The sequence below is a fragment of the Rhizobium sp. ZX09 genome (assembly GCF_017357485.1).
GTDB lineage: Bacteria > Pseudomonadota > Alphaproteobacteria > Rhizobiales > Rhizobiaceae > Agrobacterium > Agrobacterium pusense.
The window spans coordinates 52,351-69,441 of record NZ_CP031364.1; the positions used below are offsets into that span (position 1 = coordinate 52,351).

Here is a 17,091-nt window from a genome sequence, read left to right on the forward strand (position 1 = left end):
CGATCAGGCCATCATTCCATCAACGGGGCTCAACTCATGAAACCTTCCGCTCTAACCTCTTTCATGGCCGGCGTCGCCATAGCCGCCGCCTTCGGCGCAACGGCTGCCCACGCTGAAAAGACCAAGTTCGAATTCTGGTACGGCCTTTCCGGCGATCTTGGCGAACGCGTTCAGGACACCTGCAAGAAGTTCAACGAATCCCAGGCTGAATTCGAGATCGTCTGCACGTCTCAGAACGATTACGACGCCACGCTGCAGAACACCATCGCCGCCTACCGCGCCAAGAAGCAGCCGGCGATCACCCAGATTTACGACGCCGGCACGCTGGACATGATGCTGTCCAAGGCTTTCGTTCCCGCGAAAAAGCTGATGGCTGACAATGGCTACAAGATCGACTGGGACAATTATTTCCCGGGCATTGCCAATTATTATGCAACGGCTGCGGGCGAGCTGAACTCCTTCCCCTACAATTCCTCCACCGCTGTCTTCTATTACAATGTCGATGCTTTCGAAAAAGCCGGCATCACCTTCAAGCCCGATACATGGGAACAGGTTGAAGAGGCCGCGAAGAAGCTGAAAGCCGCCGGTTTCGAATGCCCTCTCGCCTTCAACTTCGACACCTGGATGCTGATGGAACAGTTCTCCGCCATCCATAACCAGCCGATCGCCACCAAAGGCAACGGCTATCAGGGCCTCGACGCGGAACTGACGATCAACAAGACCAAGTTCGTCGACCATGTGAAATTCTTCAAAAAGATGCAGGACGAGAAGCTGTTCGTCGTCAAGACGAAGCAGCTCGGCATGGACATCCTGCCCGCATTCACCTCGCAGACCTGCCAGATGTTCATGTCTTCGATTGCCGGGCACGGCACCGTGGGCAAAGGCATGCCTGAGGGCGTGAAGTGGGACGTGGCCATGCTGCCGGTCTGGAAGGGCACGCAGCGGCAGAACTCACTCGTCGGTGGCGCTTCCCTGTGGGTCATGGCCGGCCGTCCGGAAGCGGAATACAAGGGCGCGGCAGCATTCCTCAACTTCATCGCCCAGCCGGAGATGGTTCAGTGGTGGTCCACGGTCACCGGTTACATCCCGGTCACCAAGACCGGCTTCGACGCCATGAAGGCCAACGGCTTCTACGACAAGGCACCCTATAAGGGCCGTGAAAAGGCAATCGAGAGCCTGACCTTCACGCCGCCTTCCGAATATACGCGCGGCATCCGTCTCGGCAACTTCACGCAGATCCGGAAGGAAGTCTCCACGGCACTCGAAGCCATCTTCATGCAGAATGCCGACGTTCAGGGAGAACTCGACAAGGCCGTCGAGCGCTCCAATGCCGGCCTGCGCCGCTTCGAAAAGACCTATGCCGGCGCCAAGCTGAACTAAGCTTTGCCGTTTTGAAGGGGCTTGCCCGCGGGATCTCCCGGGCAAGCCCGTCCAGTTCTCCACTTTTGCCGGTTACTCAATGGAAAAGCGCGCCGTCTTCAAGAGCACGTGGTTACCCGTGCTGTTCGCCCTGCCGCAGCTTCTGCTGATCTTTCTGTTCTTTTATTGGCCCGTGGCAGCGGTCATCAACTGGGCGTTCACACTTGAACCGCCCTTCGGCGGTGCGGCGGAATTCGTCGGGCTCGCCAATTTCAAGGAGACCTTCTTCGATCCGCTTTACTGGCAATCGGTGCTCGTCAGCCTGATCTTCGCCGTCGCCGGTCCGTTCTTCACCATTCTCATCGGCCTTGTCCTTGCGCTTTGCGTAGATCGCGCCCTTCCCGGCTCCGGCTTCTTCCGGGTGCTTTACATTCTTCCTTACGCCATCGCCGGGCCTGCGGCGGGCATGGCTTTCCGTTTCATCCTCTCGCCGGAACGCGGGCTTGCCGCCTCGCTCAACGCCTGGTGGCCGGATTTCTGGAACCCGGCAAAATATGGCGAGCACGCGCTGATCCTCGTCATCGTCATCTTCATCTGGAAATGGGCGGGTTACACCTTCATCTTCCTGTTTGCCGGCCTGCAATCCGTGCCGCGCGCGCTGACGGAAGCAGCCGCCATGGACGGCTCCGGGCCCGTCCGCCGCGCCATCGACATTCAGGTGCCGCTGTTGGCACCGACCCTGTTCTTCCTGACCGTCATCATGATGACGGAGGGTTTCGTCGGCGCGGATACCTTCGGCATCGTCGCCTCCACCACCGAGGGCGGTCCCAACCGCGCCACCGAAGTGATGGTCTACCGCATCGTCAGCGAAGCATTCGAGGGGCTGAACTATTCCGGCGCCTCGGCACAGAGCCTCGTCCTCATCGGCCTCATCATGATTTTCACCTTCATCCAGTTCCGCTTCGTCGAGCGGCAGGTCCATTACAAGTGAGGCGACGATGATCCAGCGCACCCCTTATGCCGACGCCCTGACCTACGGGCTGATGATTGCCGGTTTTCTTCTGCTCATCGGTCCCCTGCTCGTCGTGATCGCCGGCGCCAGCCAGTCTGTCGTTCAGGTCAACAGCATCCCGTTCAGCTTTCTGCCACAGGGCGAATTCCTCACCAATGCCCAAACCGCCTGGCAACGCGCCAATCTCGGCAACGCCCTTCTCAACAGCATGATCATGGCCACGCTGGTCACGATCGGCAAGGTGGCCCTTTCGGCCTTTACCGCCTTCGCCATCGTGTTCTTCCGCTCGCCGCTGAAGCACATCTTCTTCTGGACGGTGTTCATCACCCTCATGCTGCCGCTGGAAGTGCGCGTGGTGCCGACCTATTCGGTGGCCGCGGATATTTTCCAGCCATTCCGCTCCATCCTCGGATGGTTCGGAATTGAGGTCTCAGTGGAGTGGAACCTCCTGAATTCCTATGTCGGCCTCACCCTGCCGCTGGTCGCAACCGCCACCGGCACCTTTCTATACCGCCAGTTCTTCATGACCATCCCCGACGAACTGGCTGAAGCGGCGCGCATGGACGGATCGGGGCCAATCCGCTTCTTCGTGGAAATGCTGTTGCCGCTCTCCCGAACCAACATGGCGGCGCTCACCACCATCATGTTCGTTTATGCCTGGAACCAGTATCTCTGGCCGTTATTGATGGTCACCGATCCTTCCTACAAGACGGTGATGATGTCGCTGCGCGCCCTTCTGCCCGCCGAAGACGGCACTCCGGACTGGAACGTGACACTGGCCGGCTCCCTCATCATCATCACACCGCCGCTTCTCGTTGTCGCCTTCCTGCAACGCTGGTTCGTCCGCGGTCTCGTTTCGTCCGAAAAGTGACGGCGCGCGGCTTTTAACAACAAGGTTCCCATCATGGCTCAGATCGATATCCGCCAGCTCCGCAAATCCTATGGCAAGACCCCCACGCTGCATGGCGTGGATCTCACTTTCGGCTCCGGCGAATTCGTCGTCATCCTCGGTCCCTCCGGCTGCGGCAAGTCCACCCTTCTGCGCATGATCGCCGGGCTGGAGGACATCACCTCCGGCGAAATCGCGATTGGCGGACGCGTGGTCAACAGGCTCGAGCCGCGTGAGCGCGGATGCGCCATGGTATTTCAGAACTATGCGCTCTATCCGCACATGACCGTCGCCGGCAATATCGGCTACGCGCTGAAAGTCGCTGGCGTCGCCAAGGCCGAGCGCCAGCGCCGGATCGAGGAAACGGCGAAGATTGTCGGCCTTTCCGATTATCTGGAACGCAAGCCGGCTGCGCTTTCCGGCGGCCAGCGCCAGCGTGTGGCCATGGCCCGGGCAATCATTCGGGAGCCGCAGGTCTTCCTGTTCGATGAGCCGCTCTCCAATCTCGACGCCAAGCTGCGTGTCACCATGCGCGCCGAAATCCGCAAGCTGCACCAGCGCCTGTCCGCCACCTCCGTCTTCGTCACCCACGACCAGGTGGAAGCCATGACGCTGGCCGACCGGCTGGTCGTGATGAACAGGGGCATCGTCGAACAGGTCGGTCATCCCCTCGATATCTATCACCGTCCCGCCAGCACCTTTGTTGCATCCTTCATCGGTTCGCCGGCCATGAACCTGTTCACCACCCGGGTTGAAGTGGAATCCCACGCCGTCATGCTGGCCGGCACGCCGGTGAAACTCTTCCCCGAAACCGCACTGGAACTGCGCGGCCGCGACGTAACGGTCGGCATCCGCCCGGAGCAATGCCTCGTCAGCGCGGATGGCGAGGGCGTCCCGGCCATCGTCGATTTCGTCGAAGAACTGGGATCGGGCCGCATCGTACACGCCGAGATTGCCGGCGAAACATTCTCCGCTGCCATCGGCGAGGACCTGGCCGTGAAGCCCGGGCAGCGCATCCATCTCGACCTGCCGGCCGCGCAGTTGCACTTCTTCGATCCGGCTACCGGCAAGCGTATCGAAACGGAAAGCGCCATTGAGACCCACCGCACGGGCAACGAGGCGCTTCTGGCGGTCTGAACGCGGACGGCACCGAAAAAGAGGTCCGGTGGCAGGCCACCTGCCGGACCTTCACACGACGATACGAAGTTGCAGACATATTACCAGCCCGCGACAACCGGTCGGCAGTGACGGTTGCATCGTCGCAAACGCGATCCCGGGAAAAATCTTTCGGTTTGGAAATCATAATCGGAATAGTCTTTGCCGCGCCAATTCCCTGACGGGGATATCGTCGCCGCAAGCAAGAAGCGGGCTTGCGCCCGCCAGCGGATGCGACAGCGAGCCGTCCGCGCCGAAACACCGACAAGAGAGTGAAAGCCAATGGCAAATGATCGCAAACTGCATCTCGGCGCCTTTATGAGGCCCGTCAGCCTCCACACGGGCGCATGGCGTTATCCCGGCGCCTTTCCTGACGCCAATTTCAATTTCGCCCATCTGGCGCGTTTCGCGCAGCAGCTCGAAGCTGCGAAATTCGACGCATTCTTCATGGCCGATCATCTCGCCGTCCTGAACATGCCCACGGAGGCGCTGCGCCGCAGCCATACCGTTACTTCCTTCGAGCCCTTCACGCTTCTTTCCGCCCTGGCCGCCGTCACCCAGCGCATCGGTCTCGTCGCCACCGCGTCCACCACATTCGACGAGCCCTATCACGTGGCCCGGCGTTTTGCCTCTCTCGATCACCTCAGCAATGGCCGCGCCGGCTGGAACATCGTCACTACCTCGAACCCGGACGCCGCCCGGAATTTCGGCCGTGATGATCAACCCGACCACGCCGAGCGCTATGGCCGCGCGCGGGAGTTCTATGATGTCGTCACCGGGCTGTGGGATTCATTTTCGGACGATGCCTTCATTCGGGATGTCGATAGCGGACTGTTCTTCGACCCTGAAAAAATGCATGTGCTGAACCACAGGGGCCCCGAATTTTCGGTGCGCGGACCGCTCAATATCGCCCGCCCGGTGCAGGGCTGGCCGGTCATCGTTCAGGCCGGCGCATCCGAACCCGGACGCCAGCTCGCCGCCGAAACCGCTGAGGTGGTCTTTGCGGCCACACCCACCCTTGCAGCCGGCAAGGCCTTTTACAAGGACGTAAAGGACAGGACGGTCGCCGCCGGACGGTCGCGTGATGGCATCGTCATTCTCCCTGGCGCGTTCGTTCTTGTCGGCGATACGGTCGAGGAGGCAAAAGCCAAGCGCGCCAGGCTCGACAGCCTCGTCCACTATGAAAGCGCGATAGCATCGCTGTCGATCGCGCTGGGTCACGATGTGTCCGGTTTCGATCCCGACGCCCCGCTGCCCGACATTCCGGAAACGAATGCGAGCAAATCCAGCCGCGAGAGAGTGATAGAACTTGCCAGAAGCGAAGGGCTGACCGTGCGTCAACTCGCGCAGCGGCTGGGCGGCTATGCGGGGCTCGCCTTCGTCGGCACGCCGAAAACCATCGCCGACGAGATGGAACAATGGCTGCATGAGGAAGGCTCGGACGGCTTCAACGTCACCTTCCCCTTCCTGCCCGCCGGCCTTGACGATTTCACCACGCTGGTCGTGCCGGAACTGCAAAAGCGCGGACTGTTCCGAACGGACTACGAGGGTCCGACATTGCGCGATCATCTCGGACTGCACCGCCCGGTCAACCGCTTCTTCGCTTGATAACGAGATGTCGCGCCGATCCGTCCGGATTTAGGGAGATTTTCCACGCCGCTTTCAAAGTTTGGCATGGGGTTCCAGAGGTGCGTATTGACCACAAAAACCCCTGCCTTTAGCCTTTATGTACATAAAATCCATAAAATAGGTGAATTAAATGAAGGCCGAACATTCCCGCCGCCATATCCTCAAGCTCGGTATTGCCGGCGCACTTGCCGCGCCGCTTGCAACTCGCGGTGCGCTGGCGCAGAGCACGCCGGAATTTCCGGCAGAGCTGAAGCTGGACTGGGGATTTTATTCGTCCCACACCCTGCTGATAAAGAACAAGGGCTGGCTTGAGGAAGCGTTCAAGGATGTCGGCACCAAGATCACCTGGGTACAATCGCGCGGCAGCAACAACTCGCTGGAGTTCCTCAAGGTCGGCTCGACCGATTTCGCCGGTTCCGCGGCGCTTTCGGCCTTTCTTGCCCGCGCCAACGGCGTGCCGCTGAAAGTCATTTATGTAGCAAGCTGGGGCGGTTCGTCCATCATTCAGGTGCGTCCGGATTCGCCGGTAAAGACGGTGGCCGATCTCAAGGGTAAGACCATTGCCGTCACCAAGGGCACGGCTCCCTATTTCACCCTTGTCCGCGCGCTTGCTCAAAACAAGCTGTCAGTCGATGATCTCAAGGTTGTAAACCTGCAGCACCCGGAGGGATTCAATGCGCTGCAGCAGGGACAGGTGGATGCCTGGGTCGGTATCGATCCGCACACCTCCCAGGCCGAGCTTGCCGGCGACAGGGCAATTTTCGATGAGCGTAGCTGGCGCGACGGCAGTGTCTTCAGCGTATCGGAGGCGTTCCTGGCAAAACACCCGCGCGCGGTAGAGCGTCTGCTTGGCGTGTGGGTGCAGACGCAGAAATGGATCCGCGATAATAACGGCGAATTCATCGATTTCGTCACGAAGGTCACGGGCAACGATCCCAAGATCACGGAACTTACCATCAACAAGCGTGACTGGAACGACCCCGTCCCGGGTGAAGAACTGCTGAATTCGATCCGTATCGTTACCCCGCTGCTTGGCGACGACGTCCTGCGTCCGGGCGTCAATGTCGACAATGTTCTTGCGTCATTGATAGACCCGGCTCCGGCGAAAAAGGTGCTGGGCGCATGAATTCCCATCCGCGCGAATTTCAGCGCGTGAGACAGCCATCCAGACAGTCTCCTTCCCGATTGACGCTTGTGCAAAAGGTGGTGGCTTTCTTCACGCGGTTCGACCTGCGCGGCGCGATCGTGCCGGTCGGGTCTTTGCTGCTGCTCGAGCTTTTTGTTCGCATGGGCTGGGTGAGTCCTTATGTGCTGCCGCCGCCGTCGGAACTCTACGATACGTTTTTGCGGCTTGCTGAAGGACCTCTCTGGACCAATGTCGCCGCAAGCACCGCCCGGGTTTTCGTCGGCTTCGTCATCGGCTCGGTGCTTGCGGTCATCGTTGGATCGCTGGTTGGGCTGGTCGTTGCCGCCGAGCGTTATCTGGAGCCCACGTTCCAGGCCCTGCGCGCGGTTCCGAGCCTCGCCTGGGTGCCGCTGCTGATGATCTGGTTCGGCATCGGCGAAACCTCTAAAATCGTCCTGATCGCCAAGAGCGCGTTTTTCCCGGTCTATCTCAACCTGTTCTCCGGCATCCGCAATGTGGATCGCAAACTTGTGGAAGTGGGGGAAATGTATCGCCAGCCCCTGCCCGTACTGGTCTGGCGAATTTTTATCCCGGCCTCCCTGCCTCATCTTTTCACCGGCCTGCGTTACGGGCTGTCCCTCGCCTGGCTGAGCGTCGTGGCAGCCGAGCTTCTGGCCGCATCCGAAGGGATCGGCTACATGCTTTCGGACGGGCGGGAGCTGTCGCGTCCCGATCTGGTGATGATCGCCATCATCTGCCTTGCGGTGCTCGGCAAGATATCCGACAGCCTGTTCAAGATCGTCGAGGAACGCTGCCTGCGCTGGCGCGATACCTATCCCCTGCAGGAAGGAGGGCGGTTGCGATGAGCCTGCTTCAGGTAGACGTGCGCGAAAAGGCCTTCGGCGATACCGTTGTCCTTCAGGACATTCATCTGGGGCTCGGCGATGGCGAAGCGGCGGTTCTTCTCGGGCCAAGCGGCTGCGGAAAGAGCACGCTGCTGCGCATCGCCGCAGGTCTGGACAGGCGATTTGCCGGCGCAGTGACGATCAACACGGCGCAAGAAGACGGTGCGACGGACACGCCGCCGATCGCCTTCGTCTTTCAGGAACCCCGCCTGATGCCCTGGCTGACGGTTGCCGAAAATATCGGCTATGCGGCCGGCAAGAAATTCGACGTGCAGCGGGTTGAAGGGCTGATCGACGACGTCGGCCTCAGCGGCCACGGCGCGGCGCTGCCAAAGGCGCTTTCCGGCGGCATGGCGCAGCGTGTCGCCATTGCTCGGGCGCTCTATACGCAACCGCGTATCCTGCTGCTCGATGAACCCTTCAGCGCGGTCGATGCCTTCACGCGGATGAAGCTTCAGGACCTTGTTCTGAAGCTTGTCGAACAGCGCGGCATCTCATTCCTTCTCGTCACCCACGATATCGATGAGGCTCTCTATCTCGGCGACCGGATTTACATGATGGGTGCCCATGACGGTCGCATACAGGAGGAGATCGAGGTGGACGTGCCACGCCCCCGTGACCGGCGCTCACCTCGGCTGGCAACCCTCAAGAATGACGTGCTGACGGCCCTGCACAAGGCGCATGTCATCTGATCGTGCGCCCCCTCACCCTTTCACACCGGACGAGATCATGATGGCTTCCGTTACCCGCCGCTGGAAGATGACATAGGCGATGATGACCGGCAGCGCGGCAAGCATGGCAATGGCCATCAGCCGTGCATAGGCAACGCCGAATGTGTCATTGACCTGGGTGATGCCGACCGGGATCGTCATCATGTTTTCCGAGGTAACGACGAGGAAGGGCCAGAAGAAGGCGTTCCAGACCGTGATGAATGTCACGATCGCCATGGCGGTCGTAATGCCCCAGTTAAGCGGCAGGTAGACCTTGAAAAGGATCGTATACTCACCGCCGCCATCCAGAACCACAGCCTCGCGCATCTCCTTCGGCACGCTGTCGAAGAACTGCTTGTAGACGATGATGACGATGGGCGTGATGAGCTGCGGCAGGATGATGCCTGCCCAGGTGTTGATGAGGTTAAGGTTTTTCATCAGGATGAACTGCGTGACGACAAGCGTCTGCGCCGGCACCATGAAACTCGCCAGCACGATGCCATAGAGCAGGCGTCGGCCCGGAAACCGTATCTGCGAGAGGGCATAGGCGCACAGCATCGAGATAAGAAGTACCGACACGGTAACGATCGCCGCCGTGCCGACCGAGTTGATATACCAGTTCATCAACTGCGTGTTGAAGATGGCGTTCACATAGGCGCTCAGCCGGAACTCGTCGGGTATCAGCAAGGTGTTCCCTGCAACATTCTCATCCGAGCGAATGGAGGTGACGAAGGTCCAGTAGAGCGGAAATATCCACACCAGCGCCGCCGAGAAGGTCAGCACGGTCAGGATGATGTTTTCTAGTCTTCGGGTGAGGCTCATGAGTTCCTCCGGATGCGCAGCAACTGGAACTGGAGAATGGAAACGATGACAATCAGCAGGAACAGCACGGTCGCGACGGCAGAGGCATAACCGCCATTGTTGAGCTGGAAGGCTTCACGATAGACCTTTAGAAGCATCACAAAGCTTGAGTTGAAAGGGCCGCCGCCGCTCAGGAGATAAATCTGGTCGAATATCTTCAGTTGCAGGATCAATTGAAGGGTCAGCACGAGGGCTGTCACGGGCCATAATAGCGGCCAGGTCACGCGCCAGAAGCGTTGCCACGTCGTTGCGCCATCGAGCGAGGCGGCCTCATAAAGCTCGGCGGGAATGTTGCGAAGACCCGCGATGAATAGCAATACGTTGAAACCGTTGGTCCACCAGATGGTGACGACAGCGACCATCGGCATGACCCAATAGGGATTCTTGAAGACCGCGACCGGTTTTCCGGCAAACAGGGAAATTACCGGCTGAAGAACGCCGAACTGAAGATCGAGCATCCACGTCCAGATTTCCGTGACGACCGATACAGGCAAGACATAGGGCAAGAAAAACAGGCTCATCGCAACCGTCTGTTTGACACCCGACAGGCGGCTGACGGCAAGAGCGATCATCAGCGCGATGACGGTCGTCGGGACCACGGTCAGAAGCACAAAATAACCGTTGTTCTTCAGCGACGTGATAAAAAGGCGGTCGCTCAGCAGCTTTGCGTAGTTTGCAAACCCGACCCAGTTTCCATCACCGATCAGGGGCGCATCGGTGAAACTCATGCGCACCATCTCGATCAGCGGATAAAGGAAGAAGGTGGCGAAGACCACGATGAACGGCGTCACCATCGACAGCGCGATCAGCGATTTCTTGCGCCGGTTTTCAATCATAGCCATGGACTGTCTCCGGGACTTCACGCATTGCAGGCGCCCTCCGGCCAGAGACCGGAGGGCCGGCTCCTGTCACTTCAGCTTGCTTTGCAGCTCTTCCTTGATCTGCTCCACCGCATCCTTGCCGCTCATGAAGCCCTGAATGGCCGGAGCGATGACGTTGAGCGCGGCATCATAGGCAGGCGAAGCGACACCCGTGATCGTCGTTTTCGGATCGAACACGGCTGCTTCCGCAAGTGACGCATAGGTGGCGTTCGGCTGCATCGCCTTGTAATCGCTGCCCTCGGTGATCGATTTATAGGCCGGGATATGGCCGGCATCGGCCCAGCTGATGGCGTGTTTTTCCATCCAGCCGATTACCTTCATCACCGCGGCGCGTTTTTCGCCGGAAACGGTCTTGTCACCCTGGTTGGGAATGGCAAAGGCGTGTGAATCCGCCCATGTAGCGCGTTTACCCATGAAGGGCGGAACCTCGACCGCGCTCCATTTGAAGCCCAGCTTGTTGTTCTTTTCCAGGTCCTTGTAGGTCGGCACTTCCCAGACGCCGTTCAGCTGGAAGGCGGATTTTCCGGCGGAGAAGAGCGCGACGGAAGCGGGATATTCCGCCTGCTCCGGCGCCCAGCCGTTTTCGCGCCATTTCGACATGGTATCGATAGCCTTGGCGGCCTTCTCCGCATTGTCGCCGGCCAGCACCTCGCCATTGGTGACGAGTTCACCACCCTGCTGCGAGAACAAGGTGTAAAAGACGCGCCAGACACCGGCTTCTCCGCCGGATTGATACGTGACCGGCGTTTCGACGCCTTTTTCCTTGGCCCAGGCCAGCGCCTTCTCGAAGTCGTCTATCGTCTTGATACCGGTCAGCTTGCCTTCGGCATCGATATAAGGCGAGCCTTTGAGAAGATCGGCATTGTAATAGAGAACCAGCGCGTGAATATCGAAAGGTACGGCATAAAGCTTGCCGTCATGGGTGGCCGCATCGAGCGGCGCACTGAAGAAATCGTCCTTCTTCAGGCCCGCATCCTCAAGATCCTTGTCGGTAATCTCGCTCAGCACCTTTTCCTGCAGCGCCAGCGGCGCACGGGACAGGTGATAGGTCATGACGTCAGGTCCTTCGCCGACGGCAGAAGCGGTCCGCACCTTGGTATAGAAGGGCACGCCCCATTCGAGCGTCGTTCCCTTCACCTGAATATCAGGATGTTCCTTGTTGAAGGCATCGATCAGCGCCTTCATGCGCACGCCGTCACCGCCGGACAGGAAATCCCACCAGACGATATCCTGTCTGGCCAGCGCCGGCAGGGCGGTCAAACCCAGAACCGTGCCAACAAGCAATGTCTTGATCAGTCGCATCGTTCACTCCTCCCGTTTTCTTTGAAAACACCCCATCGGGGATGGTCTGCTGCATCGACAGGCGCCTCCTCGCGCCTATCGCAACCTTCTGCCGTCGCTGTCGAAAACCATGATGTGGTCGGGCGCGGCGGTGAGCGAAACCGGACGGCCATCCAGGCTCTCGCGCGAGCCCTGGCGCTGCACGATGATTTCCCTGCCGGCCCTGGTGCGGGTATAGAGGTAGGAGACGTCGCCCAGCTCTTCCGCGACCTCGACGACGACCGGCAAGGCACCGTCCTGTGTTATGATCAGATGCTCGGGCCGGATCCCGATCTCGACACGCTGCCCGGCGGAGACGGGTTGCGAGAGCCGCGCCTCGATATGTCCATGCCCGCCATCGGGCGAAAGCGTCACGACGCCTTCGTGCTGTCCGACGACGTCCGCCTGCAGGAAGTTCATCGCCGGTGAGCCGATGAAGCCCGCGACGAACCGGTTATCAGGATCGTCATAGAGGGTGAGCGGAGCGCCCGCCTGCTGCACGACGCCGCCCTTCAACACGAAGATCTTGTCCGCGAGCGTCATGGCCTCCACCTGATCATGGGTGACATAGATCATTGTGGCACCCAGCTTGCGGTGAAGCCGGGTCAGCTCCAGCCGCATCTGCACGCGCAACTCCGCATCGAGGTTCGAAAGCGGCTCATCGAACAGGAAGACCTTCGGCTGTCGAACGATGGCGCGGCCGATGGCGACGCGCTGGCGCTGTCCACCGGAAAGCTGCGACGGTTTTTTCTGCAGATGATCTTCCAGCTGCAGAATGCGGGCCGCCTCGCCCACCCTCTCATTCACCTCCGCCTTCGGCCGGCGGGCAAGACGCAGGCTGAACGCCATGTTCTCGAACACCGTCAGATGCGGATAGAGGGCGTAGTTCTGGAAAACCATCGCAACGCCGCGATCCGCCGGCTCGACGGCCGTGACATCACGGTCGTCGATGGCTATGCGTCCGCCGCTGGTCTCTTCAAGACCGGCAATCATCCGCAGCAGCGTGGATTTTCCGCAGCCGGAAGGCCCGACGAAGACCGCGAAGCTGCCGGTCGGGATGTCCATCGAGACATCCCGGATCGCCGCGAAGGAGCCGAAGGACTTGGCAATATTGTTGAGACGGACACCCATGGCCGCCTCACTGAACCTTCAGACGCAGCACATGATAAGACAGCGCCGGCACGGAGCCCTTCAGCGCTCCGTCTTCGACGCCGACACCGCTGCCCGGTACCGGCACGACACGATCCGGCTGATCCGGGCCATTACCGACACGCAGATCATATCCCGCCATGGCCAGATGCAGATCGAGCGTGGCCGACGAGAAACCGGTGAGGCTGACATCGAGGTCGGCGGCCTCGGTCAAGTGCCGGTTCAACACGAACAATGTCACCATGCCTTCCGCCTCGTCATAGACACCGGCGACATCGAGATATTTGACGTCATCGGCCGCATTGCAGTCATAGGTCGGGCAATCAACGGCGACATTCAGCGCGACGCCACGGCCATAAAGCGAAGCGAACTGGTATGGATAATAGATCGTCTGACGCCATGCCGGGCCGTTCTTCTCGGCACGGATGGGCGCGATGACATTGACGAGCTGCGCGATGCAGGCGATGCGCACCCGATCCGAACGGCGGATGAACTCGTTGAGCAGACCCGCCACGAACAGCGCGTCCTCGAAATTGTATGTCTCTTCGAGAAGTGCGGGCGCTTCTGGCCAGTCCCAGCTCTTGATGCGTTTGCCGTCTTCTTCGCGGATGTGATACCAGACGTTCCATTCGTCGAAGCAGATGGAGACGTCGTTCTTGGCGCGCTTCTTCGCCTTCACATAATCGATGACGCCCGCAATCGTCTGGATGTAGCGTCCGGTTTCCTCGATCTTGCCGAAATAATTCAGCGTGTCGCGGCTGTTGTTGCCGAAATATTTGTGCAGCGAGATGTGATCCACATTTTCATAGCACTCCTCCAGCACTTCCCGCTCCCATTCGGGATAAGTGGGCATGCCGTCATTGGAGCTGCCGCAGACAATCGCTTCAATTGTCGGGTCGAAACCCTTGAAGGCCTTGGCGGTTTCGTTGGCGAGACGCCCGTACTCCACCGCCGTTTTGTGACCGATCTGCCAGGGACCGTCCATTTCGTTGCCAAGGCACCACATTTTCACGCCATGCGGTTTTTCGGCGCCATGGCTGCGGCGCAGATCGCTGAGCGTCGTACCGCCGGGGAAGTTGACGTATTCGAGGAAGTTGCGGGCGTCGTCCAGACCACGGGAGCCGAGATTGACGGCGAGCATCATCTCGATGCCGGCCATCTGCGCCCAGTCGGCGAATTCATTGATGCCGATCTGGTTGGTTTCCTTGGAGCGCCAGGCGAGATCGAGACGGATGGGACGCTGGTCGCGCGGCCCAATGCCGTCTTCCCAGCGATAGGCCGAAACGAAGTTGCCGCCCGGATAACGGATGGCCGGGATCTTCAGGTCCTGCACGAATTTCAGAACGTCCTTGCGAAAGCCGTTTTCATCCGCCTGAGGATGGCCCGGCTCGTAGATGCCGCCGTATATGGCGCGCCCCATATGTTCGATGAAGGCGGAATAAAGACGATCGTCGATACGCCCAATCCGGAAGTCCCGGTGGACTGAAACCCGCGCTTTCATAAGGCTCTCCTCCCATGCGCATTTATATCGTGAAATATGGTATAGACCACATTTGATAATATAGTTGCCGAGGGAATCCGCGCCTGTCAACCGCGAAAATCATACTTATTAAATTTGCTGGATCAGGCAGCCGTTCGCAGGCGTAAAACGATGTCCTGGTCGTAATTTCCGAACCCGCGGCCAAATATGTTCAGCCCGCCCGGATGTTTCGCATCCGCCTTGACCTCGATGCGCAGACGGATGGAACGGTGGCTGGTCAGATCGATATCCGCGAGCGTCACATCCGAAATCCGGGTGCCATCCACAAAGGTTCCCTGGGCGGTAATCCGCCATGTTTTCAGCATACCGTATTGCGAACCGGACAGCTTCCACCAGTCCGGCGTAAATGTTCCCCGCTTGTCTCCGAAATCGCCGGGCGACGTCCAGACGCCGATTTCCCTGCCGTTGACGGACAGGGTGATGTCCGACGGCCAGTTGCTGTGGGTTCCGGGAACCTCTGAACTGACCTCCATGGAAAACTCGACTTCCTCGACCTCCCGCCCCTGAATCTTGGCGTTATTGGGGAACTGATACTCGACGAAACCCGATGTCAGCCATAACAAGGCCGTCTTCATGCGGTCCGGATCCATGAACGTATCGGGCACATCCAGAAGCCCGATAATGCCCTCCGGCGAGCAGATGCCACAGGGCGCCGTTACCGAACTTTGCGTGTAAAGACCGAGAGGCATCGCCACGGCAATATAGTTTGAGGTCGCCGGGGTTTCGGGTTTTCGGAAGGAAACGATGAGTTCGTCACAGGTGGCAAAGCAGATTTTCTGGCTGCCCTTGCGCGCCTTGCGCGTCTCGGTTCGCAGCAACCCCGCCTCCTCCAGAACGGCCACGCCGGCGGAAACGGTGGACTGGGGCAAATCCAGCCTCTGCGCAATTTCGTTGACATTGAGACCGCTCGCCTCGTGCAAGAGCTTCAAAATCTGCACGCGGATCAGCGATGCGGCCGCTTTCAGCACATCGAATTCTTTTTCAGCATCAACGAGAAGGAAATTGGGCGCCATATTCTAATCTTCAGATTTATCGATCCAGATCAGAATTTCTGGCTTAAATGCCATGCACTTGTCCAGTGCTGTTTGCCATGCAGGCGTTTCCAAACGGCGGAAAGCGGGATTCACCGCCCTCGCTTCATGAAAAAGGCATCGCCACGCGGCTGCGAGACCGCGCGGCGATGCCCTTTCGTCGTCAGCCGCGCTTGCGCAGGGTCCGCGTGCCGGTGTCGACGAGATTTTGCGCTGCTTCATCCACGGTGGCGCGGCCGAAGGCGAGCGAATCGGCGATGGGGCGCATCACGCCGCGGTCGAACTCATTGGCGCCGATCGGGGCGGGCTCCGGATAGGGATCGAGCTTGCCCGACAGGCTCTCAATGTAATCCACCGTCTTGCGCTCGGTCTCGTTGAGCGTCGGCAACAATGCCTCGCGCACGACCTTGGCGGGCGGCACGCCGCGCTCGACGCCGAGTACCTTGCCTGCTTCCAGATCGTTGACGAAGAAGTTGATGAATTTCGCCGCCGCTTCCGCGTTGGTCGAAGTGGACGAGATGGACCAGATGAGGCCCGGCCGATAATAATGCCCGGTCGGCTTGCCCGGCCCCTCACCCGGCAGCATGCCGATGGACAGCGTTTGCTTGTTGAGTTTCTGGTAACCGACAAGCTGGTTGGAATAGGCAAAACCAATGGCCGAATTGCCAAGCGTCAGCGCATTGGATTCGATGGTATTGTCGTCACGCGTCTGGATATCGGCGGAAACGCAAAGCTTGTTCTCGCGCAGGTCCTCCCAATAGGCGAACCATTCCTTGGCATCTTCCTTGTTGAAGCCGATGGTGCCGTCCTGAAACAGAAGCTTGCCGCGCTGGCGCAGCCAGACATCGAAGACATAATGATAACGCGCGCCATAGGGTACGGCCCAATAGTTGCGCTTCGCCGGGCCGTTCTTCTTGAAATCGCGCGCCAGTTCAGCAAGCGCCTTCCAGGTGATCTGATCCTGTGGAACGGAAACACCCGCTTCTTTCAGCGTGTCGGCGTCATACATCATGCAGAAGGAATTCAGCCCGAGGCCGACGCCGTAAAGCTTGCCGTCGATACGGCAGAGATCGATCTCGCTTTTGCCGAAGGTGGAAAGATCAAGCGACTTGCCGACGAACTGATCCAGCTCCATGCAGGCGCCTCGACCCGAATAATCGGCGATGGTGGAGGGTTCAAGCTGGAAGATATCGGCGACGTTTCGCCCGGCCATCGATGTCGCAAGCTTGGTCCAGTAATCGGAACCGGCGATCATTTCCCCGCTGATCTCGGTCTGCGGATTGGCCTTCTGGTAAAGAGCGATCACATCGTTGGTGCGCTTGCTGCGATCGGCAGATCCCCACCACACGCAACGAAGCCGGGTTTCAGCCGCAGCCGCGCGAAAACCGCCCGCCGCAGCACCCAGGCTCGCCAGCGCCGCCGTCACCAAAAACCCGCGTCTATCAATCATTTGCATCTGCTCCTCCCGCGTTTTGCAAATTTTTCTGATATCACTTAAATTCTTGCAAATTTTCTCTGTTTGCA

15 protein-coding genes are annotated in these 17,091 nt (G+C 59.4%); 8 read left to right on the plus strand and 7 right to left on the minus strand.

Annotated elements, in window-relative coordinates; genetic code table 11:
• The first annotated feature begins 36 nt into the window (after positions 1-36).
• From BTN45_RS14900 to BTN45_RS14935, 8 genes are all read left to right on the plus strand, one after another.
• A complete protein-coding gene (locus tag BTN45_RS14900) occupies positions 37-1,380 on the plus strand; it encodes an extracellular solute-binding protein (protein ID WP_004444904.1) in 1,344 nt (447 codons plus the stop codon).
• A 79-nt stretch (positions 1,381-1,459) separates the two neighbouring features.
• A complete protein-coding gene (locus tag BTN45_RS14905) occupies positions 1,460-2,350 on the plus strand; it encodes a sugar ABC transporter permease (RefSeq protein WP_004444905.1) in 891 nt (296 codons plus the stop codon).
• A 7-nt stretch (positions 2,351-2,357) separates the two neighbouring features.
• Positions 2,358-3,242: an ABC transporter permease subunit gene (locus tag BTN45_RS14910; protein ID WP_207589796.1), complete on the plus strand. Its 885-nt coding sequence runs from the start codon at positions 2,358-2,360 to the stop codon at positions 3,240-3,242.
• A gap of 33 nt (positions 3,243-3,275) precedes the next feature.
• On the plus strand, positions 3,276-4,397 hold the full coding sequence (locus BTN45_RS14915; RefSeq protein ID WP_207589798.1) for a sn-glycerol-3-phosphate import ATP-binding protein UgpC: 1,122 nt from the start codon (positions 3,276-3,278) through the stop codon (positions 4,395-4,397).
• A 300-nt stretch (positions 4,398-4,697) separates the two neighbouring features.
• Positions 4,698-6,023, plus strand: coding sequence for an LLM class flavin-dependent oxidoreductase (locus BTN45_RS14920; protein WP_022562620.1), 1,326 nt, complete (start codon positions 4,698-4,700; stop codon positions 6,021-6,023).
• Between the two features lie 151 nt (positions 6,024-6,174).
• Positions 6,175-7,170, plus strand: coding sequence for an aliphatic sulfonate ABC transporter substrate-binding protein (locus tag BTN45_RS14925; RefSeq protein WP_207589800.1), 996 nt, complete (start codon positions 6,175-6,177; stop codon positions 7,168-7,170).
• Positions 7,167-8,036 (plus strand): ABC transporter permease, encoded by an 870-nt coding sequence (locus BTN45_RS14930; protein ID WP_207589802.1) that lies wholly within the window; start codon positions 7,167-7,169, stop codon positions 8,034-8,036. Before BTN45_RS14925 ends, BTN45_RS14930 begins: the two co-directional genes overlap by 4 nt.
• On the plus strand, positions 8,033-8,767 hold the full coding sequence (locus BTN45_RS14935; protein WP_207589804.1) for an ABC transporter ATP-binding protein: 735 nt from the start codon (positions 8,033-8,035) through the stop codon (positions 8,765-8,767). The genes BTN45_RS14930 and BTN45_RS14935 overlap by 4 nt, the downstream gene beginning before the upstream one ends.
• A 12-nt stretch (positions 8,768-8,779) precedes the next feature.
• On the opposite strand, the gene BTN45_RS14940 is transcribed toward BTN45_RS14935, so the two are convergent.
• The 7 genes from BTN45_RS14940 to BTN45_RS14970 all read right to left on the minus strand — a co-directional run bounded on the left by BTN45_RS14940 (position 8,780) and on the right by BTN45_RS14970 (position 17,023).
• A complete protein-coding gene (locus tag BTN45_RS14940; protein WP_004444918.1) occupies positions 8,780-9,607 on the minus strand; it encodes a carbohydrate ABC transporter permease in 828 nt (275 codons plus the stop codon).
• A complete protein-coding gene (locus BTN45_RS14945) occupies positions 9,604-10,488 on the minus strand; it encodes a sugar ABC transporter permease (protein ID WP_207589806.1) in 885 nt (294 codons plus the stop codon). Before BTN45_RS14945 ends, BTN45_RS14940 begins: the two co-directional genes overlap by 4 nt.
• Before the next feature lie 66 nt (positions 10,489-10,554).
• Positions 10,555-11,829: an extracellular solute-binding protein gene (locus tag BTN45_RS14950; RefSeq protein ID WP_207589813.1), complete on the minus strand. Its 1,275-nt coding sequence runs from the start codon at positions 11,827-11,829 to the stop codon at positions 10,555-10,557.
• A 75-nt stretch (positions 11,830-11,904) separates the two neighbouring features.
• Positions 11,905-12,978, minus strand: a complete 1,074-nt coding sequence (locus BTN45_RS14955; RefSeq protein ID WP_112636331.1) for an ABC transporter ATP-binding protein — start codon at positions 12,976-12,978, stop codon at positions 11,905-11,907.
• A gap of 7 nt (positions 12,979-12,985) precedes the next feature.
• Positions 12,986-14,497 carry an alpha-N-arabinofuranosidase gene (locus BTN45_RS14960; protein WP_006700548.1) on the minus strand — a complete coding sequence of 504 codons (1,512 nt, stop codon included), beginning with the start codon at positions 14,495-14,497 and terminating at the stop codon, positions 12,986-12,988.
• A 122-nt stretch (positions 14,498-14,619) separates the two neighbouring features.
• A complete protein-coding gene (locus BTN45_RS14965) occupies positions 14,620-15,549 on the minus strand; it encodes a transcriptional regulator (RefSeq protein ID WP_004444928.1) in 930 nt (309 codons plus the stop codon).
• Positions 15,550-15,730: 181 nt separating this feature from the next.
• Complete coding sequence (locus tag BTN45_RS14970) at positions 15,731-17,023, minus strand: ABC transporter substrate-binding protein (RefSeq protein ID WP_022562627.1); 1,293 nt, start codon at positions 17,021-17,023, stop codon at positions 15,731-15,733.
• Between the last annotated feature and the right edge of the window lie 68 nt (positions 17,024-17,091).

Bases quoted from the DNA above. Each gene is read 5' to 3' on its own strand.
- BTN45_RS14940 (WP_004444918.1), bottom strand. From the start codon at position 9,607: ATGAGCCTCACCCGAAGACTAGAAAACATCATCCTGACCGTGCTGACC.
- BTN45_RS14965 (WP_004444928.1), bottom strand. From the start codon at position 15,549: ATGGCGCCCAATTTCCTTCTCGTTGATGCTGAAAAAGAATTCGATGTG.
- BTN45_RS14915 (WP_207589798.1), top strand. From the start codon at position 3,276: ATGGCTCAGATCGATATCCGCCAGCTCCGCAAATCCTATGGCAAGACC.
- BTN45_RS14960 (WP_006700548.1), bottom strand. From the start codon at position 14,497: ATGAAAGCGCGGGTTTCAGTCCACCGGGACTTCCGGATTGGGCGTATC.
- BTN45_RS14955 (WP_112636331.1), bottom strand. From the start codon at position 12,978: ATGGGTGTCCGTCTCAACAATATTGCCAAGTCCTTCGGCTCCTTCGCG.
- BTN45_RS14930 (WP_207589802.1), top strand. From the start codon at position 7,167: ATGAATTCCCATCCGCGCGAATTTCAGCGCGTGAGACAGCCATCCAGA.
- BTN45_RS14950 (WP_207589813.1), bottom strand. From the start codon at position 11,829: ATGCGACTGATCAAGACATTGCTTGTTGGCACGGTTCTGGGTTTGACC.
- BTN45_RS14920 (WP_022562620.1), top strand. From the start codon at position 4,698: ATGGCAAATGATCGCAAACTGCATCTCGGCGCCTTTATGAGGCCCGTC.
- BTN45_RS14970 (WP_022562627.1), bottom strand. From the start codon at position 17,023: ATGCAAATGATTGATAGACGCGGGTTTTTGGTGACGGCGGCGCTGGCG.
- BTN45_RS14910 (WP_207589796.1), top strand. From the start codon at position 2,358: ATGATCCAGCGCACCCCTTATGCCGACGCCCTGACCTACGGGCTGATG.
- BTN45_RS14925 (WP_207589800.1), top strand. From the start codon at position 6,175: ATGAAGGCCGAACATTCCCGCCGCCATATCCTCAAGCTCGGTATTGCC.
- BTN45_RS14905 (WP_004444905.1), top strand. From the start codon at position 1,460: ATGGAAAAGCGCGCCGTCTTCAAGAGCACGTGGTTACCCGTGCTGTTC.
- BTN45_RS14935 (WP_207589804.1), top strand. From the start codon at position 8,033: ATGAGCCTGCTTCAGGTAGACGTGCGCGAAAAGGCCTTCGGCGATACC.
- BTN45_RS14945 (WP_207589806.1), bottom strand. From the start codon at position 10,488: ATGGCTATGATTGAAAACCGGCGCAAGAAATCGCTGATCGCGCTGTCG.
- BTN45_RS14900 (WP_004444904.1), top strand. From the start codon at position 37: ATGAAACCTTCCGCTCTAACCTCTTTCATGGCCGGCGTCGCCATAGCC.